This window comes from Pseudomonas sp. PD9R, assembly GCF_019200975.1.
In the GTDB taxonomy this organism is placed as follows: domain Bacteria; phylum Pseudomonadota; class Gammaproteobacteria; order Pseudomonadales; family Pseudomonadaceae; genus Aquipseudomonas.
The window spans coordinates 80,343-105,065 of sequence record NZ_JAHTMR010000002.1 but is presented as its reverse complement, the minus strand read 5'-3'; the positions used below and the strand labels follow the sequence as shown (position 1 = coordinate 105,065).

Annotated in this window: 22 protein-coding genes and 1 tRNA gene; 15 read left to right on the top strand and 8 right to left on the bottom strand. The window is 57.7% G+C overall.

Annotated features, from left to right (window positions below):
* Positions 1-7: 7 nt before the first annotated feature.
* Entirely contained in the window at positions 8-1,072 is a 1,065-nt protein-coding gene (gene queA, locus KUF73_RS04985; RefSeq protein ID WP_218436960.1) for a tRNA preQ1(34) S-adenosylmethionine ribosyltransferase-isomerase QueA, read from the bottom strand.
* Between the two features lie 107 nt (positions 1,073-1,179).
* On the opposite strand from queA, the gene KUF73_RS04980 reads away from it, so the two are divergent.
* From KUF73_RS04980 to KUF73_RS04965, 4 genes are all read left to right on the top strand, one after another.
* Positions 1,180-1,264 (top strand) — tRNA-Leu (locus tag KUF73_RS04980).
* Between the two features lie 162 nt (positions 1,265-1,426).
* Positions 1,427-1,756, top strand: a complete 330-nt coding sequence (locus KUF73_RS04975; RefSeq protein ID WP_218436959.1) for a hypothetical protein — start codon at positions 1,427-1,429, stop codon at positions 1,754-1,756.
* A 282-nt stretch (positions 1,757-2,038) separates the two neighbouring features.
* Entirely contained in the window at positions 2,039-2,839 is an 801-nt protein-coding gene (locus KUF73_RS04970) for a hypothetical protein (RefSeq protein ID WP_218436958.1), read from the top strand.
* Positions 2,836-3,540, top strand: coding sequence for a hypothetical protein (locus tag KUF73_RS04965; protein ID WP_218436957.1), 705 nt, complete (start codon positions 2,836-2,838; stop codon positions 3,538-3,540). Before KUF73_RS04970 ends, KUF73_RS04965 begins: the two co-directional genes overlap by 4 nt.
* 184 nt (positions 3,541-3,724) lie before the next feature.
* Here KUF73_RS04965 and KUF73_RS04960 read toward each other — a convergent pair whose 3' ends face one another.
* A complete protein-coding gene (locus KUF73_RS04960; RefSeq protein ID WP_256345398.1) occupies positions 3,725-4,639 on the bottom strand; it encodes a hypothetical protein in 915 nt (304 codons plus the stop codon).
* Between the two features lie 611 nt (positions 4,640-5,250).
* Between KUF73_RS04960 and KUF73_RS04955 the strand changes: the two genes are divergently transcribed.
* The 5 genes from KUF73_RS04955 to KUF73_RS04935 all read left to right on the top strand — a co-directional run bounded on the left by KUF73_RS04955 (position 5,251) and on the right by KUF73_RS04935 (position 11,402).
* Positions 5,251-5,562 carry a DUF3077 domain-containing protein gene (locus KUF73_RS04955; RefSeq protein WP_218436956.1) on the top strand — a complete coding sequence of 104 codons (312 nt, stop codon included), beginning with the start codon at positions 5,251-5,253 and terminating at the stop codon, positions 5,560-5,562.
* A 716-nt stretch (positions 5,563-6,278) separates the two neighbouring features.
* Complete coding sequence (locus KUF73_RS04950) at positions 6,279-6,755, top strand: formate dehydrogenase subunit gamma (RefSeq protein ID WP_218436955.1); 477 nt, start codon at positions 6,279-6,281, stop codon at positions 6,753-6,755.
* On the top strand, positions 6,755-8,314 hold the full coding sequence (locus KUF73_RS04945) for an NADH-quinone oxidoreductase subunit NuoF (RefSeq protein ID WP_218436954.1): 1,560 nt from the start codon (positions 6,755-6,757) through the stop codon (positions 8,312-8,314). Before KUF73_RS04950 ends, KUF73_RS04945 begins: the two co-directional genes overlap by 1 nt.
* Complete coding sequence (fdhF, locus tag KUF73_RS04940) at positions 8,311-11,184, top strand: formate dehydrogenase subunit alpha (RefSeq protein WP_218436953.1); 2,874 nt, start codon at positions 8,311-8,313, stop codon at positions 11,182-11,184. The genes KUF73_RS04945 and fdhF overlap by 4 nt, the downstream gene beginning before the upstream one ends.
* On the top strand, positions 11,181-11,402 hold the full coding sequence (locus KUF73_RS04935) for a formate dehydrogenase subunit delta (protein WP_133840487.1): 222 nt from the start codon (positions 11,181-11,183) through the stop codon (positions 11,400-11,402). The genes fdhF and KUF73_RS04935 overlap by 4 nt, the downstream gene beginning before the upstream one ends.
* 136 nt (positions 11,403-11,538) lie before the next feature.
* Here KUF73_RS04935 and KUF73_RS04930 read toward each other — a convergent pair whose 3' ends face one another.
* Complete coding sequence (locus KUF73_RS04930) at positions 11,539-11,991, bottom strand: hypothetical protein (RefSeq protein ID WP_218436952.1); 453 nt, start codon at positions 11,989-11,991, stop codon at positions 11,539-11,541.
* A gap of 140 nt (positions 11,992-12,131) precedes the next feature.
* On the opposite strand from KUF73_RS04930, the gene KUF73_RS04925 reads away from it, so the two are divergent.
* Entirely contained in the window at positions 12,132-14,048 is a 1,917-nt protein-coding gene (locus KUF73_RS04925) for an alkaline phosphatase D family protein (RefSeq protein ID WP_218436951.1), read from the top strand.
* A gap of 2 nt (positions 14,049-14,050) precedes the next feature.
* Here KUF73_RS04925 and KUF73_RS04920 read toward each other — a convergent pair whose 3' ends face one another.
* On the bottom strand, positions 14,051-15,106 hold the full coding sequence (locus KUF73_RS04920; RefSeq protein WP_218436950.1) for a hypothetical protein: 1,056 nt from the start codon (positions 15,104-15,106) through the stop codon (positions 14,051-14,053).
* Between the two features lie 132 nt (positions 15,107-15,238).
* On the opposite strand from KUF73_RS04920, the gene KUF73_RS04915 reads away from it, so the two are divergent.
* Positions 15,239-15,730, top strand: a complete 492-nt coding sequence (locus KUF73_RS04915) for an AAA family ATPase (RefSeq protein WP_218437432.1) — start codon at positions 15,239-15,241, stop codon at positions 15,728-15,730.
* Positions 15,731-15,826: 96 nt separating this feature from the next.
* Here KUF73_RS04915 and KUF73_RS04910 read toward each other — a convergent pair whose 3' ends face one another.
* Positions 15,827-17,002, bottom strand: a complete 1,176-nt coding sequence (locus tag KUF73_RS04910; protein WP_218436949.1) for an acetylornithine transaminase — start codon at positions 17,000-17,002, stop codon at positions 15,827-15,829.
* 102 nt (positions 17,003-17,104) lie between these two features.
* Between KUF73_RS04910 and KUF73_RS04905 the strand changes: the two genes are divergently transcribed.
* Together KUF73_RS04905 and KUF73_RS04900 are read left to right on the top strand one after the other, a co-directional pair.
* Positions 17,105-18,010 carry a LysR family transcriptional regulator gene (locus KUF73_RS04905; RefSeq protein WP_218436948.1) on the top strand — a complete coding sequence of 302 codons (906 nt, stop codon included), beginning with the start codon at positions 17,105-17,107 and terminating at the stop codon, positions 18,008-18,010.
* A 75-nt stretch (positions 18,011-18,085) separates the two neighbouring features.
* Positions 18,086-19,099: a sensor domain-containing diguanylate cyclase gene (locus KUF73_RS04900; RefSeq protein ID WP_218436947.1), complete on the top strand. Its 1,014-nt coding sequence runs from the start codon at positions 18,086-18,088 to the stop codon at positions 19,097-19,099.
* Positions 19,100-19,111: 12 nt separating this feature from the next.
* On the opposite strand, the gene msrA is transcribed toward KUF73_RS04900, so the two are convergent.
* The 3 genes from msrA to msrB are packed head-to-tail and all read right to left on the bottom strand — an operon-like array spanning position 19,112 to position 22,173.
* On the bottom strand, positions 19,112-19,816 hold the full coding sequence (gene msrA / locus KUF73_RS04895) for a peptide-methionine (S)-S-oxide reductase MsrA (RefSeq protein WP_218436946.1): 705 nt from the start codon (positions 19,814-19,816) through the stop codon (positions 19,112-19,114).
* A gap of 30 nt (positions 19,817-19,846) precedes the next feature.
* Positions 19,847-21,622 carry a cytochrome c biogenesis protein DipZ gene (locus KUF73_RS04890; RefSeq protein ID WP_218436945.1) on the bottom strand — a complete coding sequence of 592 codons (1,776 nt, stop codon included), beginning with the start codon at positions 21,620-21,622 and terminating at the stop codon, positions 19,847-19,849.
* Positions 21,623-21,654: 32 nt separating this feature from the next.
* A complete protein-coding gene (gene msrB / locus KUF73_RS04885) occupies positions 21,655-22,173 on the bottom strand; it encodes a peptide-methionine (R)-S-oxide reductase MsrB (RefSeq protein ID WP_218436944.1) in 519 nt (172 codons plus the stop codon).
* Between the two features lie 270 nt (positions 22,174-22,443).
* On the opposite strand from msrB, the gene KUF73_RS04880 reads away from it, so the two are divergent.
* Both KUF73_RS04880 and KUF73_RS04875 read left to right on the top strand, forming a co-directional pair.
* On the top strand, positions 22,444-23,163 hold the full coding sequence (locus KUF73_RS04880) for a response regulator transcription factor (protein WP_218436943.1): 720 nt from the start codon (positions 22,444-22,446) through the stop codon (positions 23,161-23,163).
* Positions 23,160-24,677 (top strand): HAMP domain-containing sensor histidine kinase, encoded by a 1,518-nt coding sequence (locus KUF73_RS04875; protein WP_218436942.1) that lies wholly within the window; start codon positions 23,160-23,162, stop codon positions 24,675-24,677. Before KUF73_RS04880 ends, KUF73_RS04875 begins: the two co-directional genes overlap by 4 nt.
* Positions 24,678-24,723 lie beyond the last annotated feature (46 nt).

Genomic DNA, 24,723 nt, shown 5'->3' with positions numbered 1-24,723 from the left:
GTGCGACTCATACTGTTTCCTCTGGGCCCGATTCTTTAGGGGCAGTCGGCGCAGGATTACGTGTGATGAACATCGCATCACCGTAGCTGAAAAAGCGGTAACCGTTGTCGACGGCGGCCTTGTAGGCGGCCATGGTTTCGGGATAACCGGCGAACGCCGAAACCAGCATCAACAGCGTGGATTCAGGCAAATGAAAGTTGGTGACCAGGGCATCGACCACATGAAACGGCCGGCCCGGGAAGATGAAAATGTCAGTGTCGCCACTGAACGGCTTGAGCACGCCATCGCGCGCAGCACTTTCCAGTGAACGCACGCTGGTGGTCCCCACAGCCACCACTCGCCCACCGCGAGCGCGACAGGCTGCGACGGCATCCACCACGTCCTGGCCGACTTCCAGCCATTCAGTGTGCATGTGATGGTCTTCGAGTTTCTCGACGCGCACCGGTTGGAACGTGCCCGCGCCGACGTGCAAGGTCACGAACGCGGTTTCGACGCCCTTGGCGGCAATCGCCTCCAGCAGCGGCTGATCGAAATGCAGCCCCGCTGTTGGCGCCGCCACCGCGCCCAGGCGCTCGGCGTATACCGTCTGATAACGCTCGCGGTCCGAGCCTTCATCCGGGCGGTCTATATAAGGAGGCAACGGCATGTGCCCGACGCGGTCGAGCAGCGGCAACACTTCTTCGGCAAACCCCAGTTCGAACAACGCGTCATGGCGCGCCAGCATCTCGGCCTCGCCACCGCCGTCGATCAAAATCATCGAACCAGGCTTGGGCGATTTGCTGGAACGCACATGGGCCAGCACGCGATGACTGTCGAGCACCCGCTCCACCAGGATTTCCAGCTTGCCGCCGGAAGCCTTCTGGCCAAACAGCCGCGCCGGAATCACCCGAGTATTGTTGAACACCATCAAATCGCCCGGGCGCAAATGCTCGAGCAAATCAGTGAATTGACGGTGAGCCAGAGCGCCGCTGACCCCATCAAGGGTCAACAGGCGACTACCGCGACGCTCGGCCAAAGGGTGGCGAGCGATCAGCGAATCAGGGAGTTCAAAAGTAAAGTCAGCAACGCGCATGATGGGGTTCGTCTAGCAGGGCCGGGAAGTCTAGCGGAAATATCAAAAATTCTCCATGTACCTGATTGACCGAAGGTTATCACCTCTCTATACTCCGCGGCCATTGAGCCCTGATGGCGGAATTGGTAGACGCGGCGGATTCAAAATCCGTTTTCGCAAGAAGTGGGAGTTCGAGTCTCCCTCGGGGCACCAAAATTAAGAAAGGTCTTGCTTTGCAAGGCCTTTTTTTTCGTCTGTAGAAAAGTGACCAAGCCCCACAACCGCGTAGGAGCTGCCGAAGGCTGCGATCTTTTGATTTTGTCTTTTCGGTGCTACAGCCCCAAACCGCTCGCTAACGAATCAAGGATTCACACAATGGAATTGCCACTGGAAACCGTTGCCCTTTTCGCCCTCAAGCTGGTTTATGAGCGGGAAGGAGAAAGTCCGATTCTGCGGGATGATCCGATCATGAGTGACTATGAGCGGGAGGTGTTTGGGTTGCTGGTGCGTCGGGGGGATGTTGAGGGTATTCAGTTTAGAGTGGCGCACTGTGTAGGTTTGGTGCTGGGTGCTATAGGCGGTGTCGACACGCCGCTAGGGCGTGAACTGCATAGGTTGTCTACTGATTTCAGCAATGCGCGGACGATGGAAGAACTAGATGCGCCGCTAATTGCGCTTAGGGATTACTTGAAAGATATTCAGTGAGTAATAACGCTGCCCGAAGAGGGGAACACTCGTCCAGGGACCGCGCCTGGACGACGAGTATTGGCGAAAATGAATCTGTCACCTTTTCATGCATTGACGCTTCTAGGGCGATAGCTAGTACCCTAAGAGACGAGCAACGTAGACGCTTGCTTTGTCGCACCAAAAAAAGTGACCCTCCTCCCCTGCATTCATCTTGGCTTGATGGGCTAGACATATCGCCCGAAGAACGGTAGCGTCCTGCCACTACACACTAAAATGCATAAAAACTAGGATCTAGCAGAAATGGAATTCGATTTCTCGATACTGTACGACTCTGATGAGAAAAAGTTTGATGGCCTCGACATGTATTATGGTTCCCGTTCCCTGCAAGGAGTCGCCGAAACAATCGTAATTGCTACTCACGGCATCGTTAATGAGAAATACATATCCAAAACAAACGCCGCAAAAGGCTTTAAAAGCACTTTCAAGTCCAGTTTCGAAGGTTCATTCAAACAAAGATTTAAAATCACGTTCACCAACCCTAAAACCATTAGCAAAATCGTCACCATCACACCAAAGAGCTACATCGAACTGTTGAAGCATTCTATCCACGAAGCTATTGGCACGCCTACCGAGTTAACTCGACGAGGCTCTAAAAAAACATTCGATAAAATGTACTTTAGCGAGGATATCACACACCGATTATTCCCTTCATTGAAGGAGGTTCATGCCCCTGTTAAGCAGCAAGGGTACAAGGTGACTCTATTTGCTGCTCAGACACAAATCGCTACTTTCAATAAAAGATCATTAGAATATCTTGAAGAGGAAATTGTTAGCCCCGCACGCGAGCAACTCGTAGTAGGAATCAGCCGTTTCAACGCGAGGACTGGTACAGGCAGGCTCATTACCGATATCGATGAAGAATCATACAGCTTCATTCCTGACACAAAACTATCCAAAGTAGTAAAGCGCGCACTTATCGATAGCCTGCAAGGAGTTGCTGCGGAAGTTTTCAAACCCGTAATTGCTGAAGTAACACGCGTAACGATTAACGACGGCAGCACAAAATTCTTCATCTTACATAGTGTCATACCTGCAAGATGAAGCGCGATATCGCAATATTAATATCCACACTGCTTGGCGCACTGTATTTTATATACTTCTACTTCGCCAAAGAAGAAATAAACGCAGGGTCACTTGGAACATTAGGCGACTTTATTGGCGGAAATATTAATCCGATTTTAACATTTATATCCACCATCCTACTTATTGAAACGCTATCACTACAAAGAAAAGCAACTCAGGCTGCCGAACAAAGCGCCGAAGAGGCCAAACAAACAGTAAAAGACCAAGGGTTATTGATAAGAACACAAATATTCGAAAGTTCTTTTTTCAACCTAATAAATTTATGCTTGGAAGATTGCAAAAATTCAAAATTAAGCGACAGAAAAGACGACCATTACGGATCCAAAACTTTTTACTTCATAGAAAACATATTCAGCTTACGCAAAGAACATGGAGAGAAACCTGAGGACATAATCGAAGACCTGGAACTATTGCACGGCGACATTATCTACAGCACTATAAAATCGTTTTCCACTGCTTTTGGATTCATAAATGAAAGCGCTCCGGAAGGAAAGAAGGATCATTATGTAAGTCTTGCTACAAAACTTACGCCAGTCCCAGTAATCTATCTTATATGCATTGCAAAAATTCACACGAACTGGCCAATTCTCAAACCATTCGACAAAGCCAATTTCTTTGAAAAAAATGGAATCCGTGATCTTCTTGATGGCTATCGTTAGCATGCAAGCAAAAACTCGCTGAATATTTTGCGGGCTCTCGAATAAAATTTATCAATCTTATCCTAGATTCTCGCTCACACTACCCACCATATAAAACATTACGACTAGATAGTTTATTTACAACTTATATCCAGTCGCTTTATTCGCTAGACCAAAACTCAGCAACAGTACCATTTGATATTTTTCAGCCATGAAAGTGAACTACGGGAAGATATGCTTGGCCAGTTTGAGATGCATGCCTTCTCACTCTTGATACTATCTCAGCGAACGACATCCCTCCAGAGAGAAACAGATAAAGGTGACTTGCGTCCAACAAAAGCAAAGTCGTTTTACTACCAGACGCATCTGCAATAGCAACGCTACTGTAGCCCGATATGGACACCATAATTCCCATCGTATTATCGGCCATCTTATTAACCTTGGCTTTCAACGAGTCAATATCTGTAGCATCCGATTGAGATTTGGTAAACTTCAACTCAACCAAATAAGTAGTCCCTTCATGGGTCAGCGAGCCATCAATCTGCCTACCGTCAGTTTTGTAAGGCCTACGACTAGAGACCTCGCAATAATCAAGCATTTCATAAAACCAATGCTCAAATTTGTACCCTCCATCCTGGCTTCCTACTATGGCATGCATCTCATCAAGTTGCTGCTGCAACCTCGCCCTATCCGTCAATGTTTTTTGAATACTTTGGCGCTCTGCGCGGGCACGCTCTTGAAACTCTTGTCGTTCACTTTCAGTCTTTATTTTTTCGTCTTGCACGTATAGGTATGTTTTTAGCTCTTGAACTGACTTGTGAGCCTCCTGAATTTTTTTATCCGAATCCTCCCAATTCTGCAAATCGGGAAATGTCGTTTTCTCTGAAATATTTCGTGCAATCTGAAAAATAACTGCCTTCCCACGATCAGTCGCTTGTAACCTCAAAAACATTCGATCAAGTAAATCGCGCTTTGACTCATCAGCAGTCCATGACTCTACAAACCGCTCTGCCACATGGGAGGCGAGTAGAAATTTTTGTAATGCTTTACGACGCCAGAACGCTTTGAGCACCGCTTCATAAGTGAGTTCGATCAAGCGAGGAGTTATTTTTGCAGCCAATTTTACAATCTCTTCATGAAAGACTTAATTATGGGAGCCCATCAAATTACCAGCACTTATGAATCCGCTATTAGAAATCACTTTCAGAGCCACACTTTATCTATTTAAAAAAGGACAGGCTGAACTTTACCCTCAAGAGCTTCAGATCACTCCGATACGTCGTTTATATCATATATCTCATAAAAATTAGTAAAGCCTAAATTTTCCCATCCTGGAATATCTGGGCTCGGAGCTTTTGAAGGTTGCAGGGAAATGGTCCTCACGATACCCTCCCACCGTCGCTGCCAATTCAGCGACCGGGTGTGAGAGCCCGCAACAATCAAGGCGCAAAGCGCCCCAAAACCTGTCGTGGCGTTTTTTTTCGTCTGCGATATGGCTTTATGGCGGCTGTGCGTGGGAGACCTTCGGGTCTACCGGTTGCCTTGATTGCCGGTTTCTCACCCCGCGCACGGCTGTCACCCAAGCCCGTGAGAAGGCTCGTGGCAGCTCCTCAAATCAAGGATGTTGACCATGACTAGAAAAAATCCGTACGAAATTTGGCTTTTCCCTCTACGCAATTCCCAATCGCGTAACGCCCTCCCCGACCGCCTCTCCGTCCTCGGAGGTGGCAAATGACCGATCAACCAGAACTCAAAACCATCGGCCTGACACCCGCCATCTACTGCACGGATCAACCACTCTTCCACGTCACTCGCGGCGTTCCCCTCGGTGATGCCTTATCCATGGCTTCTGACTTTCTGTTTCTCGCCAAGAAACTGAACGAAGATGCCGCCTACGCCACAGACACCGACCGCCACGCCTGGGCCGCGCATTATCTGACGGCGATGAGTAAGGCCGTGGTGGATGATGCGGTGAAGGTTCTGAATCGGGATCGGGATAATGAGCTGGCGTCTAAGCGGGCGGGGGCGAAGGCTGAAGCTTAGTGTTTGAGGCCTGTGGGTGTGGGTGGCTTGCGAGGGTGGCAGCTGATTCAGCATTTATTTTGGCTGGGCTGGCGCTATCGCGAGCAGGCTCGCTCCCACAGGGGTTGCGGTGAGCTGACAGGGATTATTTGGCCCGAATAGGTGGCGGGGTTGTCATTGCGGTGCATCTTTAGCATTGATGGTGGCTGGGCTGGCGCTTTCGCGGGCAAGCCCGCTCCCACAGGGATTGCGGTGCACCTTTAGCATTGATGTTGGCTGATCTGGCGCTATCGCGAGCAGGCTCACTCCCACAGGGGTTGTGCGTTGGCACTGCAGGGGAATACGTCAACGCATCTGCTCCGTAGAATTGCCCATGGTTCTGATGCTTCTTCCCACCTGAAATGCTTGATATACATCAGGCATCGACAGGCCCTCTGGGCATTAGGCCAGTGGGTCAACGCCCCGTGCGGCTCTCATCTAGACTTAATGAATAGTCGTAGGCAGAACCGAACACGTCGCTTTGGTGCAGTTCAATCAAAAGCGGCGTGGCAAGCTGCCCTTTATGCCCAGTAGAGGTGCGGCAAAGACCGCGCCGGGCACAACAAGATGCCCGCCAAGGGTGCCCTGGCCAACGGCCTGAAATTGCCACGATGCCGTGACGTGGTGTGAGTGCCGCAGCCGACACTTTCGGACGACCGACAACCATCTGGTTTGTCCGTGACCGTGAGGATTGCTGAATGCCTGATGAGATGTTGCACCTGCCTGTGGTCAACAGTCTGCTGGAGCGCCATAAGGGCTCTGCGGGTGCGCTGTTGCCCATCCTTCATGATATTCAGGAACGCATCGGTTATATCCCCGATGCCGCCGTCCCCGAGATTGCCCACGCCCTCAATCAGAGTCAGGCCGAGATTCGCGGGGTGATCAGTTTTTACCATGATTTCCGTACCTCTCCGCCTGCACGGCACATTCTGCGGCTGTGTCGGGCCGAGTCGTGCAAGAGTCGCGGTGCCGAGCAGCTCGCCGCGCAGTTGCGCGAACGTCTGCAACTGGATGATCACGGTAGCAGCGCCGATGGCAGCATCAGTTTGCGGCCAGTGTATTGCCTGGGTGCCTGTGCCTGTTCGCCCGCTCTAGAATTGGATGGCCGGGTGCATGCGCGGCTTAGTGCCGAGCGGCTGGATGCATTGCTCGACGCTTGCCGGGAGGACGCGTGATGCCGACTCTTTATTTGCCTGCTGATTCGCTGGCCCGTGCCGTGGGTGCGGATGAGGTCTCCACGGCCCTGATCACTCAGGCCCGGGAACGCAATCTGCCACTGGAGCTGCAACGCACCAGTTCGCGCGGCCTGTACTGGCTGGAACCGCTGCTGGAAGTGGACAGCCCGCAAGGCCGGATCGGCTTCGGCCCGCTGACTGCGGCTGATGTGCCCTCTGTGCTCGATGCATTAAAAGCCGAGCCTTCAATGCATCCACTGGCTTTGGGTCTGGTGGAAGAGTTGCCTTATCTCAAATCTCAACAACGCCTGCTTTTTGCCCGCGCCGGCATTACCCGGCCGCTGTCGCTGGATGATTACCGCGCCCATGGCGGTTTCGAGGGCTTAACACGGGCCGTCGCCATTGGTGGCGATCAGACCGCGACAGAGGTATTCGATTCAGGCCTGCGCGGCCGTGGCGGCGCGGCCTTCCCCGCCGGGATCAAATGGCGGACGGTGCGCGCTACCGAAGCGGCGCAAAAATACATCGTGTGCAACGCCGACGAAGGCGACTCCGGCACCTTCGCCGACCGCATGTTGATGGAAGGCGACCCTTTCCTGCTGATCGAAGGCATGGCCATTGCCGGCATCACCGTCGGCGCCAGCTTCGGCTACATCTATGTACGCTCGGAATATCCGGATGCCGTCGCCACACTCCGTGCAGCACTCAACATCGCCCGCTCCGCCGGTTACCTCGGCGCCAATGTCGGCGGTAGCGGATTGGCCTTCGACATGGAAGTACGCGTCGGCGCCGGCGCTTACATCTGCGGAGAAGAAACCGCGCTGCTGGACTCTCTAGAAGGCAAGCGCGGGGTCGTCCGCGCCAAGCCGCCGATCCCGGCCTTGAAAGGATTGTTCGGCCAGCCGACGCTGGTGCACAACGTGCTGACCCTGGCCTCGGTGCCGCTGATTCTGGCCAAGGGCGCGCAGTTCTATCGCGATTACGGCATGGGCCGCTCCCTCGGCACCATGCCCTTCCAACTGGCGGGCAATATTCGTCACGGCGGCTTGGTGGAACGAGCCTTTGGCCTGACCTTGCGCGAGCTGGTGGAAGACTACGGCGGCGGCACCGCGAGTGGCCGGCCGCTGAAGGCCGCGCAAGTCGGCGGCCCGCTCGGCACTTGGGTGCCACCGTCGCAATTCGATACGCCACTGGATTACGAGGCCTTTGCCGCGATGGGCGCGATGCTCGGTCACGGCGGTGTGGTGGTGGCTGACGACAGTTTGGACATGGCTCAGATGGCGCGCTTTGCGATGCAGTTCTGCGCCGAGGAGTCCTGCGGCAAATGCACGCCTTGCCGTATCGGTTCGACTCGTGGCGTCGAGGTGATCGACCGTCTGCTGGCCGCGCCTGACCAGAGCGGTCGCGATGAGCAGGCAATCATCCTCAAGGACCTGTGCGACACGATGCAATACGGATCGCTGTGCGCCTTGGGCGGCATGGCCCCCTTTCCGGTGGTCAGCGCCCTCAAGTACTTCCCTGCCGACTTCGGTCTGCCAGCCTCGGAGGCCGAGCAATGATCACTGTATTCGACCCGAAAACCGATATCGATCTGGGCACTCCCGCCCGCGAAAGCGACGTGCAGATCACCCTGAACATCGACGGCCGCAGCATCAGCGTGCCCGAAGGCACCTCAGTGATGCGCGCCGCCGCGCTGCTGGGCACCACCATTCCCAAACTGTGCGCCACCGACAGCCTGGAAGCGTTCGGCTCCTGCCGCATGTGCCTGGTGGAGATCGACGGCATGCGCGGCTATCCCGCGTCCTGCACCACGCCGGTCAACGAAGGCATGAGCGTGCACACCCAGACGCCGAAGCTCGCCACGCTGCGCCGAAATGTCATGGAGCTGTACATCTCCGACCACCCGCTGGACTGCCTGACCTGCTCGGCCAATGGCAATTGCGAACTGCAAACCGTGGCCGGCCAAGTCGGCCTGCGCGAGGTGCGTTACGGCTATGAAGGCGAGAACCATCTCGCCGACGTCAAAGACACTTCCAACCCGTATTTCGACTACGACCCGAGCAAGTGCATCGTCTGTAACCGCTGCGTGCGCGCCTGCGAAGAAACCCAGGGCACCTTTGCCCTGACCATTACCGGGCGCGGTTTCGAATCCCGCGTGGCCGCCGCTGGCGGCGATAACTTCCTTGACTCCGAATGCGTGTCCTGCGGTGCCTGTGTGCAAGCCTGCCCGACCGCGACCCTGATGGAAAAAACCGTGGTCGAAATGGGTCAGCCGGAACGCAGCGTGATCACCACCTGCGCCTATTGCGGCGTGGGCTGCTCGTTCCGCGCCGAGATGAAAGGCGACAAGCTGGTGCGCATGGTTCCGGACAAAAACGGCCAAGCCAACCACGGCCACTCTTGCGTCAAAGGGCGCTTTGCCTGGGGCTACGCGACGCACCCGGATCGCATCACCAAACCGATGATCCGCCAGCACATCAACGACCCTTGGCAGGAAGTCAGCTGGGATGAAGCGGTGACCTACGCCGCCAGCGAATTCCGCCGTTTGCAACAAAAGTACGGCCGCGACTCCATCGGTGGCATCACCTCCAGCCGCTGCACCAACGAAGAAACTTATCTGGTGCAAAAACTGGTGCGCGCGGCGTTCGGCAACAACAACGTCGACACCTGTGCGCGGGTCTGCCATTCGCCGACCGGCTATGGCCTCAAGCAAACCCTTGGCGAGTCCGCCGGCACCCAGAGTTTCGATTCGGTGATGCAGGCCGACGTGATTCTGGTGATGGGCGCCAACCCCAGCGACGCCCACCCGGTGTTCGCTTCCCAGCTCAAACGTCGCCTGCGTGAAGGCGCACGACTGATCGTCATCGATCCACGACGCATTGATCTGGTGGACACGGTGCATGCCCGCGCCGAATTCCACCTGGCACTGCGCCCCGGCACCAACGTCGCCATGCTCAATGCCCTGGCCCACGTCATCGTCACCGAAGGCCTGCTTGACCAGACCTTTATCGACGCTCGTTGCGAGGGCACCGATTTCGCTCACTGGAGAGAGTTCGTCAGCCGCGCGGAAAACTCGCCGGAAGTGCTTGGCACCATCTGCGGCGTAGAAGCTGCGGACATCCGTGCCGCCGCTCGTCTGTATGCCAGCGCTGGCAATGCGGCGATTTATTACGGCCTGGGCGTCACCGAGCACAGTCAGGGCAGCACCGCAGTCATGGGCATCGCCAACCTGGCCATGGCCACCGGCAATATCGGCCGCGAAGGCGTGGGCGTGAACCCGCTACGTGGACAGAACAACGTTCAGGGCTCGTGCGACATGGGCTCCTTCCCCCACGAGTTGCCCGGCTATCGGCACATCTCCAACGAAGTGGTGCGGGCGCAGTTCGAACAAGCGTGGAACGTCACCTTGCAACCCGACCCGGGCCTGCGCATTCCCAACATGTTCGAGGCGGCACTGGGCGGGACCTTTAAAGGTTTGTATTGCCAGGGCGAAGACATTGCCCAGAGCGATCCCAATACCCAGCACGTGACGGCAGCGTTGTCGGCCATGGAATGCATTGTGGTGCAGGACATTTTCCTCAACGAAACCGCCAAGTTCGCCCATGTGTTCCTGCCGGGCAGTTCGTTCCTGGAAAAAGACGGCACCTTCACCAACGCCGAGCGACGCATCTCCCGCGTGCGCAAGGTCATGGAACCGCTAGGCGAAAAGGCTGACTGGGAAGGCACGGTAGCGCTGGCTAACGCTTTGGGTTACCCGATGCACTACCAGCACCCGTCAGAAATCATGGACGAAATCGCCAGCCTGACGCCGACCTTCACCAACGTCAGCTACGCCGAACTGGAGCGCCACGGCAGCCTGCAATGGCCGTGCAACGCCGCCGCACCAGACGGCACGCCGACCATGCACATCGAGCAATTCGTGCGCGGCAAGGGGCGCTTCATGCTCACCGGCTATGTGCCGACGGAAGAGAAGGTCAACGGTCGTTATCCGCTGCTGTTAACCACCGGGCGCATCCTCAGCCAGTACAACGTCGGCGCCCAGACCCGACGGACCGAAAACGTTGCCTGGCATGACGAAGACCGCCTGGAAATCCACCCGACCGACGCCGAGAGCCGTGGCATCAACGAAGGTGACTGGGTCGGCATCGGCAGCCGCGCCGGGCAGACCGTGCTGCGTGCGCGGGTCACCGAACGGGTCGCCCCGGGCGTGGTGTACACCACCTTCCACTTCCCTGAATCGGGGGCCAATGTGATTACCACCGACAATTCCGACTGGGCCACCAACTGTCCGGAGTACAAGGTCACCGCCGTCGAAGTCAGCCGCGTCTACCACCCTTCGGAGTGGCAAAAACGCTTCCAGGCATTCAGTGACGAACAGGACCGTCTGCTCAAAGACCGCCGTCACGCGAAAGCGGAGGTACGCCGATGAGCACGGCCAACCTGATCAAAATGGTCAACCAGATCGCCCAGTACTTTGCCACTGAACCCGACCAGCAACTGGCCGTGCTCGGGGTGCGCAATCATCTGCAGATGTACTGGACGCCCGGCATGCGCAAGGAATTGCTGGCCTGGCAGACGGAGCATCACGGGGAAGATTTGCACCCACTGGCGCAGGCAGCGGTCAGTGGGGCGGGTTGGGAGGCTTAGGGTCACATAATTTTGAGATTGGCTGAAATCCTGTAGGAGCGAGCCTGCTCGCGATAGCGGTGCATCAGTCAACATTGATGTTGAATGTGCTGCCGCCATCGCGAGCAGGCTCGCTCCTACAGTTATCAGATCGTCGCTATTCAATCTCAATCGGGCCCTTGGTCCCGGCATCACTGTCGGTCCAGTAATCCTCTCCCGTCAGACGACGATCACCTTGAATCGTGAAGGTGATCTTGCCCTGGCGAAATTGCAGCGTGCCATCGGTGCGCTTGGCGTTTACCCGTTTGCCGTTTACCCAGACTTGCTCTTTGGCGTCGATACGAATGGTGGCAACGGTTGCGCCTGAGTCGCTTTTGGCCACCCACTGCCCGGCATAGGGTGTCTGGGCGGTCGAGCTGTCGGCGGCGGGATTGCTGAACCCGGCCTTGGCATTTTCTGCCTTGCTCTTGTGGATATCGCAGCCTTGAGTCTCGCTCACTTGCGTGCAGCCGGATTGCTCAAGTTGTTTGCGGTACTTGTCATTGATGGCGTATGCCGGGGATTGCGCCAATATCAAAATGGCCAAAGCCGGCAGGGTGATTTTGTTCATGCGTCCTCACTTTTGATCAACGCCTTCCTGAATGCCTGTAACCAGCGTTGAAGAATCACTGTAGCTCACAAGGCTTAACAGGTCGCGGCGACGACCTGAGCTATCATCGCCACCCTGCGCACCAAGAGCCTTGACCCCGGATGCCCGTACCTTTGCCTGAAGATCATCAATCCCTGCCACCCGTTCTAGCCGGCCCGCTGTTACGGCGTCTGGAGCCTACGCGCCTGGTGCTGTGGCTGGTGGGTTCGCGGTCTTTGGGGCTGACCTTGCGTTTGCAGGATCGCGCCGACATCCGCCTCGACGCCGGGCAATGCACCGTCGTTGCAGTGGGCGAGCATGCCTTCGTGCACTTGATTGATGTGCAACTGGATGTTGCCCTGCCCTGTGATACCCCGATCGAGTACGACGTGCTGATTGATGACGCACAGACCGGCATTGCTGACTGGGCACCTCATCTGTTGTATGGCCAAGCGCACCGACCGAACTTCGTCCTGCGCTCACGCATCGATCAGCTGTTGCACGGTTCCTGCCGTAAACCGCATCACCCGGCGGCGGATGGTTTGCTGTGTGTCGATGCGTTGTTGGCAAAAACGCACGAAGCCAAGTATCGCCCGGCGCTGTTGATGATGAGCGGCGATCAGGTCTATGCAGATGACGTTGCCGGGCCGATGCTGCGGGCGATTCATGCCTTGATCGAGCGGCTGGGATTGTTCGGCGAACACCTCGAAGGCGCCGTCGTCAGCGACAGCGCCAAGCTCTACGAACACCCCGCCAGTTATTACCACCGTGCGGATTTGTTACCGGCGCTGGAGAGCAACGAGACGCTGCGCGAGCGATTTTTCGGCGGGGCACGTAAGCCGATTTTCACCAGCAGCAGCGCTGACAATCATCTGGTGACCTTCGCCGAAGTCATGGCCATGTACCTGCTGGTCTGGTCACCGACCTGCTGGACGTTGATAGCTCCGCAACCACCCTCGCTGACACCCGAAAGGCTCAAGCGTTATACGCTGGAACAGACGCACATCGACGGCTTCAAGGCCGGGCTCGGCAACGTCGCACGGGCACTGGCGCACTTGCCAACGTTGATGATTTTCGACGACCACGATATTACCGATGACTGGAATCTTTCCGCGCAATGGGAGGAAACGGCCTACGGCCATCCGTTTTCCAAACGCATCATCGGCAACGCGCTGCTCGCCTACCTGCTGTGTCAGGGCTGGGGCAACAACCCGGATGCTTTCGGCGGCGTAATGGAGCAGGCCCGCTCGTTGAGCGCCACCGGGCACGACCGCTATCTCGACAGTGATGTGCAGGACGCTTTGATCGATGAACTGCTGAAGTTTCAACACTGGCATTACGTGCTGCCCACCACCCCGGCCATCGTAGTGATCGATACCCGCACCCGACGCTGGCGCAGCGAGATGAACCTCAAGCAACCGTCGGGTTTGCTGGACTGGGAAGCCCTCAGTGAACTGCAACAGGAACTGCTGGATCACCCGTCGGCGATCATCGTTTCCCCGGCGCCGATTTTCGGCGTGAAGCTGATTGAAACCGTGCAACGGGTGTTCAGTTGGTGCGGTTATCCGCTGCTGGTGGACGCGGAAAACTGGATGGCCCATCGCGGCGCGGCGCAGGTGATCCTAAATATTTTCCGACACTCGCGTACACCGGGTAACTATGTGGTGCTGTCAGGTGATGTGCATTATTCCTTCGTCTACGAAGTACTGATCCGACACCGTAAGGCCGGCCCGCGCATCTGGCAGATCACCAGCAGCGGCATCAAGAATGAATTTCCGCGCACCTTGCTGGAGTGGTTCGACCGCCTCAACCGCTGGCTGTACTCACCGCGCTCACCGCTCAACTGGCTGACCAAACGCCGACGCATGCGCATCGTTCCGCATATTCCCGAACACGCCGAAGCGGGTGAACGGCTGTGGAATTCGGCGGGGATCGGGCAGGTGTATTTCAATGAAAAGGGTCAGCCGCAAGAGATCTACCAGCACAATTCAAACGGGTCACCCAAGACCCGAATGGTTGCGCCTGAACACGACGACTGATGCTACTTGCGATAACACGCCAGGCCATTGCCCAGATCCACCGCCAGGCAATCACCCGTTACCTCCAGCTCCAGTGTTTTGAAGATGCCCGACAAGTCACGGGCACGGGATGCGTTGAGTCGCTCGTCCCACATCAGGTCGAGCGCCCGGCTATCCGCCGCGACCTCGAACCATTGCACACTCTCCTCGCTATCACTCAACTTCACGCCGAGCTTTTTCAGGGTCTTACCGGCCAGTATCGGCGTGAGTAACTGTGCTTGCCGCGAGTCGGTCCAGCGCTGCGTTACTGACGAGCCATCGTCGAAGGACCAAAAGATATCCACAGGCTTGATCGCGGGCGGCTCGGCAAGAACGCCGTAGTTCATCGTCAGCATGTAGTTTTGGTCGATCAGTGCCAGATCGTTGGAGGCGTTGCGAAAAAAACGCTGAGACTGTGCAAGGGTCAGCTCATCAGGTTTTTCATAGGTCATGTGGCCGGTTGCGCGCTCGACTTCCCAGTTCAGTGACAGGGTGCGGGTCGTCGGGTCGATGGAAAACCATTGCATCGTCTGATCGGCACCGGTCTGGAAACCGATTCGGGTGAGCGTTCGCTGGTCGCCGTACGGCAGGTAAAGCTGCCGACCCTGGGCGTTGTTCCACAGCAACTGGACTGTTGGCCCTTGATTGAACTCAAACGACACCATCACAGGGGCGATACTCGGAACGGGGGTGGATCGTGCGTAGCGCAGGTTCAAGATGTAGCTGTTCTGCGCCTGTAGGAACCTTTCACCGCCGTCGGGCCGTTGCGCATCTTTCAGTCCCACCAGACTGCGGGTACGGCTTAAATCGAACAGCAAATTTTCAGCGGGCGGCACGACGGCGTCACTGGTCAACGTCAGGGTGTTGCCGACAAGTGTCCAGCGCCCTTCAGCTGAACCTTGCGCACCGGCGTAAACGATCATGGCTTTGAAAGAGTTGTCGGGCTCCAGCAACAACTGCGAGCCGATTTCCCTGGCTTGCAGGTAGTAATGCCCAGCAATATCCGCTGGCGCAGTGGCAGCATTTACGCCCGAAGTCATGGCCAGCATCATGAGAAACAGTGATCTTACCCACAACTGATGGAGCTCCTTCCCCTTGAATAAGCGGCAATTCTGCGGGTTCTGTCGGTGGTACTCCAGCGAATGAAAATGAAATCGAGAAGCCCGCACAGATTGGACCTGACCCGAACCCTGCTCATCGGCAATTCAGGCTCGGGCAAGAGTTGGCTGGCGCAACGGCTGGCCGAGCACTTGCGGGTGCCCTGGATTGATCTTGACCGGATTCACTGGCTGTCGGACGAATACAACATTGCTCGTCCGCAAGGCGAAGCGTTAGGCATGGCGCGAATTGCGGCCGATGAGGAACGCTGGGTGATCGAAGGGATTTATGGCGGGATCGTCAGCGAAATCATTCACCGCGCCACGACGCTGATCTGGCTGTGCATCGAGGATGAAGAGTGCGTAGCGAATATTCGCCAACGGGAAGTGAACGACGACGAGCGATTGATGGCATTGCTGGAGTGGGCCGGCAGTTATCGACTGCGTGATGAGTCCAGCGGATTTGCCGCTCACCAGCGTTTATTCGAAGGGTTTACCGGTTCGAAAATTCAATTGATGGACCGGTTTGAAACCACCAACTTCGCAACACAAATCACCCCCCTGTAGGAGCTGCCGAAGGCTGCGATCTTTTGATCTTAACGATTCCGACCTTGCTGAAAATCAAGATCAAAAGATCGCAGCCTTCGGCAGCTCCTACATGTTTCATGCGGTTTTCAGTATTCGGGTTATGCCTCTGACTATCATCTCTACTTCCCGTTCATCAATCGTCAGTGGTGGCAGCAGGCGAATGGTCTGGCCGCGGGTCACGTTGATTAGCAAACCATGCTCCCGGGCGGCGATCATTGTCAGGTCGCGGATGGGTTGTTTGAGTTCGATGCCGATCATCAAGCCCTGACCGCGGATCGCCAATACGTTCGGGTCGTCTGCCAATTCCATGCGCAGTCTGGTTAACAGGCGTTCGCCCTGTTCGCGGGCGTTTTCCCGCAGGTGCTGTTCTTCGATAATTTCCAGCACGGTGCAAGCCACGCGGCAAGCCAACGGATTACCGCCGAAGGTGCTGCCATGGCTTCCCGGCGTAAACAAATCCGCAGCCTTGCCCCGCGCCAGACAGGCGCCAATCGGGATGCCGTTGCCCAGGCCTTTGGCCAGGGTCATGACGTCCGGCACGATGCCTTCGTGCTGAAAAGCAAACCACTGGCCGGTACGGCCGATGCCGGTCTGGATTTCGTCGAGCATCAACAACCAGCCCCAGCGTTTGCACAGATCGCGCACCGCTTTGAGATAGCCCGACGGCGCCAGTTGAACGCCGCTTTCACCCTGGATCGGTTCCATCAGAACCGCCACGATGCGCGAGCCATGAGCCTTTCGTACGTGCTCCAGTGCATTGAGATCGCCGAACGGAACCTTGACGAAGTCCCCCGGCAATTTGTTGAACCCCAGGCGCACGGCCGGGCCATCACTGGCGGACAGGGTGCCGAGGGTCCGGCCGTGGAAGGCGTTCTCCATGACCACCACCAGCGGTTGCTCGATGCCTTTTTTCCAGCCATGCAGCCGTGCGATTTTCAGCGCGGTTTCGTTGGCCTCGGCACCGGAGTTGTTGAAAAACGCCCGGTCCATGCCGGCCAGCCGAGTCAGCTTCTGCGCCAATTGCCGCTGCCAGTCGATGCTGTACAGGTTCGAGGTATGCAACAACAATCCGGCCTGTTCGCTGATCGCCGCGACAATTTTCGGGTGGGAATGACCAACGTTCGTCACCGCGACACCGGCGACTGCATCCAGGTACTCACGACCGTCCTGATCCCACAGTCGCGTGCCCAGGCCTTTATTGAAACTCAAGGCCAAGGGTTGGTAAGTGCTCATCAGGCAGGCGGCGGTCATGGCATCAAGCTCCATCTATGGTGGGTGTTTTTGCAGTATGGTTGGCCACCTGAGCTGGATAAACGCTGCAAAACTTCGATCATTTTAAAGCTGAGCTTGATAATGGACTTATTCCAGGCAATGACCGTGTACGTGAGAGTGGTGGAAGCCGGCAGCATGACGGCCGCCGCATCGCAGTGCGAAATGTCCACAACCATGGTAGGTAATCACCTCAAGGCGTTGGAGCAACGCCTGGGGGTGCGCCTGCTCAACCGTACGACACGGCGCCAGCGCCTGACGGAATTTGGCACCGCGTATTATCAACGCTGTCTTGACGTGTTAGGGCTGGTAGCGGATTCCGAGCGACTGGCGGAACAAGCCCTCGACGAACCGAATGGCACGCTGCGGATCACCGCACCGCTGACCTTTGGCACCGAACGCCTGGCGCCCGCGCTGAGTGAGTTCAGCTTGCAAAACCCGCGAGTGAAACTGGACGTGATGCTGACCAACGGGCGCCCGGACTTGCTGGATCATGGTTTGGACGTGGCGTTTCGCCTGGGCGCACTCGAACCTTCCAATCTGATTGCCCGCCCACTGATCGACTACACCCTGACCATGTGCGCCTCGAAGGAGTATCTGGCGCGCCGTGGCACCCCGGAGAAACCCGACGACCTGCAACACCACGACTGCCTGGCCTTCGCCTATCCCGCGGGCGATGACTGGCAAGCCGTGGCGCGGCAATGGCGTCTGAATAGCCCCGAAGGCGAAGTGTTGGTGGCGGTCAGCGGGCCGATGCTGATCAACAGTTCGGCCGGTTTGCATCAAGCAGCGCGCACCGGCATGGGCATCGTCATGGTGCCCGATGCACTGGTCGAGCAAGACCTCAAGGACGGCAAACTGGTTGCCCTGATGCCGGACTATCAACTGCCGAGCCGACCGATGCATCTGGTTTATGCCCAGGACCGCTACCGCCTGCCGAAACTGCGTCGTTTCGTCGACTTCGCCGTGCAGATGTGGGGCAAACACTAGCCGGCCCGATGCACCATGCACTAATCTGCGCGGCAGGCATTTCATTTTGATATCAGGCCGCCAGGGAGAGCAGCGATGGGTGAGGCATCGAACATCGAACCGTTGAAGTTCAACGCGTCGGACTTGAGCGACGACATGCTGCATACCATTCTGGAACTGGTCAGCGACGGCATCTGGGACTGGAACGCCAACACCGGTTTCGTCTACCGCAATCCGCGCTGGTACGAAATGCTCGGCTACCCTCCCCATTCCCTGGACAACAACGTGTTCACCTGGGAAAACGTGATCCATCCCGACGATTTCCCGCAAGTCATGGCGCAGTTTGATGCCTATCTGGCGCAACAGGCACCAGGCTATCAAGCCGAGTATCGCTGCCGCATGCAGGATGGCAGTTACACCTGGATCGAAGATCGCGGCTACATCCTGGCACGCAATGCGGACGGTTCGGTGGCACGGATGGTCGGCGCGCACCGCAGCATTGAAGACAAGAAACGCCTGCTGGAAGAACTCGAACGGCGCAATCACTCCCTTGAAGCCATCGTTGAAGAACGCACCCGAGAGTTATCCCGGGTCAATCAGCAACTGCAAATTCAACTCGAAGAAAACCGCAAACTGGCGGAAACCGACGTACTGACATCGGTCGCCAATCGTTACCGTCTGGAAAAAACACTGCCCCAGGCCTGCGAACGCTCCCAACGCTTTCGTCAGCCGCTGTCGCTGATCGCCATGGACATCGACGACTTCAAGAACATCAACGATCACTACGGCCATGCCCTCGGTGACGCCGCATTGGTGCAGGTGGTCGAGAGCGTGAAGCGTTGCGTGCACGAAGGGGATCTGTTGGCGCGCTGGGGCGGTGACGAGTTCATCGTGATCCTGCCTGACACCTCGCTAGTCGATGCCCGGCACCTGGCTGAGAGAATCCGCCACAGCCTGGAAGGTTTGCCGCCCGTGGGGGATTTCCAGATCACCATGAGTTTCGGCGTGGTACAGCGTTTCGACGAAGAGCAGCAGACCGGCCTGATGGCCCGAGCCGATCAGGCGCTGTATCGGTCGAAGATCGCCGGCAAGAATGTGATCTCCGGATAACCGTCCTCCCCTTCACATCCCCGCCTTCACCAATACCGGTTTGTCCTGATAGCGATCCGGGTACAACTGCTTGAGCTGCGCCACCTTCGGCAAATCGTTGATCACGATGTAGGGATAGGTCGGGTGATCCGTCAGGAAGTCCTGATGTTCTTCCTCCGCCGGGTAGAAACCGTTGAAGGTTTCCAGCTTGGTCACAATCGGTTTATTGAACGAATGAGCGGCGTCGAGCTGGCTGATGTAAGCCTGGGCGACACGTTGCTGTTCAGTGTTTTTGGTAAAGATCGCCGAGCGATACTGGGTGCCGCTGTCAGGTCCCTGACGGTTGAGTTCAGTCGGGTTGTGCGCCACTGAAAAGTAGATTTGCAGCAAGGTGCCATAGCTGACCTGGTTCGGGTCGAAGGTGACTTCGACTGATTCTGCATGACCGGTATTGCCGTCGCTGACCCGCTCGTATTGTGCGGTGTTGGCCGCACCACCCGCGTAACCCGAGACAGCGTTCTTCACGCCTTTGACATGCTGGAACACCCCTTGAACGCCCCAGAAGCAACCCCCGGCGAAAACCGCCGTTTCGCTGTGGGCCTGGGTGGTTTCGTCGAGGGTCGGAGGCGGAAGCAGCACCGCCTCTTCAGCACCGAACGAGAAGGCCGAGCATTGGCCAATGGCACCGGCTGCGGCCAGCGCCAACAAGGTGCGGCGCCAGGTGAATTTGGGTTTCATGGGGCTGACTCCTGAAAAATTGAATGCTGATTAACCGAAGGTGAAGGCATAGGCCGACGCGCCCGGATCAAGAAACTCGATGCTGAAGGTCCGGTCCGTCACGCCGCCGGTTTGTCGCACCAATTGATACAAGCGCTGTTCCGTCACGCTGCCGCTGCCATCGGGTGCCACGTCCATGCCATGGGCATCGCCGGGGGCCTTGCCGTCGATCAGCACCTTGAAGCGCACGGGTTTGCCATCCGCTCCTGGGCCGAGCACCAGGTGCAGGTCGCGGGCGTGAAAGCGGTAAACAATGCGGCTGGCCGGTGCACTGGCGGTGGCCCGCTCCGAACCGACGTGCCACTGTCCGCCCAGGCTCCAGTCATTGAGTGCCAGTTTTTCCGGAGGGTTGTAGGCCGCTACCTTGTCTGGCACCAATGCGGTTTCCGGTACGAAGTGCTCGGCACGCTGGTAGCCAACATAGGTTTCCGGCGATTGCACTTCGTTGCTGTCCGGGGCCAGTTGCACACCCTTGGCGTCGGCATTGATCAGGCCGTCCGAGACCTTGGTGGCGCCGGCCTCACGCAGCAGTTGCTGAATCACACGCTCCGACTCTGCGTACTCGCCTTCGCCAAAGTGGTGATAACGAATACGACCCTGGGCATCAGCGAAGTAGTGCGCCGGCCAGTATTCGTTGTTGAAAGCGCGCCAGATCTTGAAGTCGTTGTCGATGGCCACCGGGTAATTGATGCCCAGGTCCTTCATGGCTTTGGTGACATTGCTGACGTCACGCTCGAAAGCGAATTCCGGAGCATGCACGCCGATCACCACCAGCCCCTGATCACGATATTTCTCGGCCCAGGCTTTCACATACGGCAGCGTGCGCAAGCAGTTGATGCAGGAGTAAGTCCAGAAATCCACCAGCACCACCTTGCCCTTCAACGCCTGGGCATCGAGGGGTGGCGAGTTGAGCCATTGCACGGCGCCGTTCAGTGGTGGAAGGCTGCCCTCGACCGGCAAGGTGCCGGGGGTTTTGTCGGCTACTTGCATCACGCCTTCGGAGGACGGGTTCTGCGCCATCATCGTCCCATCGTCGCGCGGCGATTTGCCGGCCAAGCGCCCCACTAGTGCCTGTTCGATTCCGCCGGTGGAGGCCGATGAAAACCGCGCCAGAATCCCGGTATCGAGGCCCAGGGCAATGGCCGCCACACCGGCCAGCATCGCTGCGCCGAGGCCGCGACGCACCCACTCCCCGGCACCAATCGAGCGCTTCATTGCAGCGAAGACTTTGCCACCCAGCAGCAGCGCCACAGCGAGAGAAGTCGCGGCACCGGCGGCATAGGCCAGCAACAACAAGGTGGTCTGGATGCTCGCACCTTGCAATGCCGCACCGGTCAATAACAGGCCCAGGATCGGCCCGGCACAAGGCGCCCATAGCAAGCCGGTGGCAACGCCGATCAGGAACGATGCGCCGGGACGTGGTCGGGCATCAGCCCCCGCCGCCTCTGACAAACGACTGCCTGCTGCCACCAGCGGCCGGGTCAAGCGCTCAGACAGTTGCGGCAGCAACAGCGTCAGCCCGAACAGCGCTACGAACACCAGCGCGAGCCAGCGCCCATATTGATTGAGTTGCACCACCCAACCACCGCCCACCGCCGCCAAGGTGGCAACGAGCGCAAACGTCAGCGCCATCCCCGCCAACAGTGGCAAGCCGCTTTTCATGAACGGCTGCCCGGTGCGGGCGAAGACAAAGGGCAGTACCGGCAGAATGCACGGGCTGACAATCGTCAACACACCGCCAAGGTAAGCGAGGATCAGAAGCCACATAGCGTCTACCTGCAAAAGTCGAGTGGAAGGAATCAAGCCGTTTTCGGTTCGAACTTCATTGCCAGGCCATTCATGCAATAGCGCAGCCCGGTGGGTTTTGGTCCGTCATCGAAGACATGGCCCAAATGCCCGCCACAGCGGCGGCAGTGAACTTCTTCACGCAGCACCCCGAAGGAACGGTCCTGACGGGTGGCCACTGCCTTGTCCAACGGCTGCCAGAAACTCGGCCATCCGGTGCGGCTGTCGAACTTGGTCGTCGAGGAAAACAGCGGCAGATCACAGCCGGCACAGGCGAACGTACCGTCGCGGTGCTCGTTGTTCAGTGGACTGCTGTAAGCCCGTTCGGTGCCTTCTTCGCGAAGGATGTCGAACTGCTCGTCGCTCAAAATGGTGTGCCATTCACTGTCGCTGTGGGTCACTTCGAACACCTGCGCCGCACTGGCATCGCTGATCAGTGCAGAACTTGCGGAAAATTTTGGCAATACACCGATCGCCAGGGCCGCAACCCCCAGCCCGCCGCTCGCTACAAGAAATTGCCGTCTTGAAAACATGCTCGTCTCCGAAAAATCCTGGGGCCTTTCATGGAACACAGCCTAGGCTTGGGTTGATCGCCAAATCCTCACGGAGAGTTAAATAATTCGTGATAACTCAAGCCCCGAAAAACCCGCACAATGGGTACGACATCCACTGTAGGAGCGAGCTTGCTCGCGATGGTGTGTCAGGTACACAGGTGTCGACTGACACACCCTCGCGAGCAAGCTCGCTCCTACGATGAGCGGTATTTCGCACAATGCGCTCATTGCGCCGAAGGATTGAGCCGGATGGAACAAACCAAACGTGTCCTCGTGGTCGAGGACGACCTGCATATTGCCGACCTTATCTGCCTGCACCTGCGTGATGAGCAGTTCGAAGTGGTGCATTGCGCCGATGGCAATGAAGGCATGCGCCTGCTGCAGCAAGGCAGCTGGGATGCGCTGATCCTCGACCTGATGCTGCCCGGCGTCGATGGCCTGGAAATCTGCCGGCGCGCCCGCGCCATGGCCCGCTACACGCCGATCATCATCACCAGCGCCCGCTCCAGCGAAGTGCACCGGATTCTCGGGCTTGAACTCGGCGCCGACGACTATCTGGCCAAGCCGTTTTCCATGCTCGAACTGGTGGCCCGGGTCAAAGCGCTGTTGCGTCGGGTCGATGCGATGGCGCGCAACCTGAAAATGGACGCCGGCAGCCTGCTCATCGACGGCCTGGCCATCGACCCGATCACCCGCGAAGTGACCCTCGACAATCGCCGCCTCGACCTCACGCCGCGGGAGTTCGACTTGCTGTACTTCTTCGCCCGCCAGCCCGGCAAGGTGTTTTCACGCATGGACCTGCTCAACGCCGTGTGGGGCTACAGCCATGAAGGCTACGAACACACGGTCAACACTCACATCAACCGCCTGCGCGCGAAGATCGAGACCGATCCGGCGCAACCGGTACGCATCCTCACCGTTTGGGGTCGTGGATATAAATTTGCCACTGGCGAGGAGCCGCAGCCATGAGGCTGACCCTGACACAACGCCTGTCCCTGGTGTTCGCCGTTTTGTTGCTGGTGTGCTGCGGCACGTCGGCGTGGATGCAGGTGCGCTCCAATCAGATGCATGAACAGGAAGTGGTGCAAGGGCTGTCGCGGGATCTGGCGCAACACATCGCCCGCGACACGGTGCTGATGGACACCCAGGGCCTGATGCCCAATGCCGTGCGCGATTTGTTCAGCCAATTGATGCTGGTCAACCCCAGTGTCGAGGTGTACCTGCTGGACACCGAGGGCAAGATTGTCGGCAGTGCCGCGCCCGAAGGTCGGATTCGTCGGGAGCGGGTCGACCTGGCACCGATCCAGCGCCTGCTCAGGGGCGATGCCTTGCCGATTCCCGGTGACGACCCGCGCAGTATCGACGGCCGCAAGGTATTCAGCGCCGCGCCGCTCAAGGTCGACGGCAAGCCGGCCGGTTATCTCTACGTGGTCTTGCTTGGTGAAGACCACGACCGTATCGCTGAACGCGGTGCCACCAGCGCCGCGCTCAATACCGCCCTGTTGTCCATCGGGCTGGTGGCGTTGTTGTGCCTGATCGCCGGTCTCACGGCGTTCGCCTTGATTACCCGACCGTTGCGACGCCTGACCGAAACCGTCAGCCAGTTCGACATCGACGGCGTCCCGGTCACACCGCCACCTATGCCGGAGGGCAAAGCCGCCAGCCATGATGAAATCGCCATCCTCGATGCGACTTTCCGGCAGATGCAGGCGCGTCTCGGCGAGCAATGGCGCACCCTGACCCGCCAGGATCAGGAGCGCCGCGAACTGGTGGCGAACATTTCCCACGACCTGCGCACGCCGCTGGCTTCACTGCATGGTTATCTGGAAACCCTGTCGCTCAAGGACTCCACACTGTCCCCCGCCGACCGCCGGCGCTACCTGGGTATTGCGCTGGATCAAAGCCGCAAGGTCGGCGGGCTGGCGCAGTCTCTGCTGGAGTTGGTGCGGCTCGAACACGGTTTCGTGCAGCCGATTCTGGAGCGCTTCTCCCTGACCGATCTTGCGCAGGACATTTTCCAGAAATTCGAACTGACCGCCGAAGCACGACAGGTCGAACTGAAGGCGACGTTCGCCCCCAATGTGTCTGCTGCCTGCGCGGACCTGGGGTTGATTGAACGGGTGCTGACCAACCTGTTCGACAATGCTCTGCGCCATACGCCACAAGGTGGGGAAATCGAACTGGGCTTGCGCCCGCAAGGATCATTTATTGAAGTCACTGTCAGCGACACCGGCCCAGGCATCGCCCCCGAGCTGCGCGAAGGATTGTTCCTGCGGCCCTTCAACATTGGGGGCGCGCGGCGCGATGGCGGGTTGGGATTGCGGATCGTGCATCGCATCCTGCAACTGCATGGCCGGGAGATTCAGTTGATTGATGTTCCGGGGCGCGGCGCGACGTTCCGTTTCACGCTGGCGGTGGAAGAAGCGACTGCGTCGGCATTGGCCGTGCGTTCGATGAACCTGAACACACCGGGGCATGCCTGACAGAACGCGGTGCCTGCATCGCGGGCAAGCCTCGCTCCTACAGGAG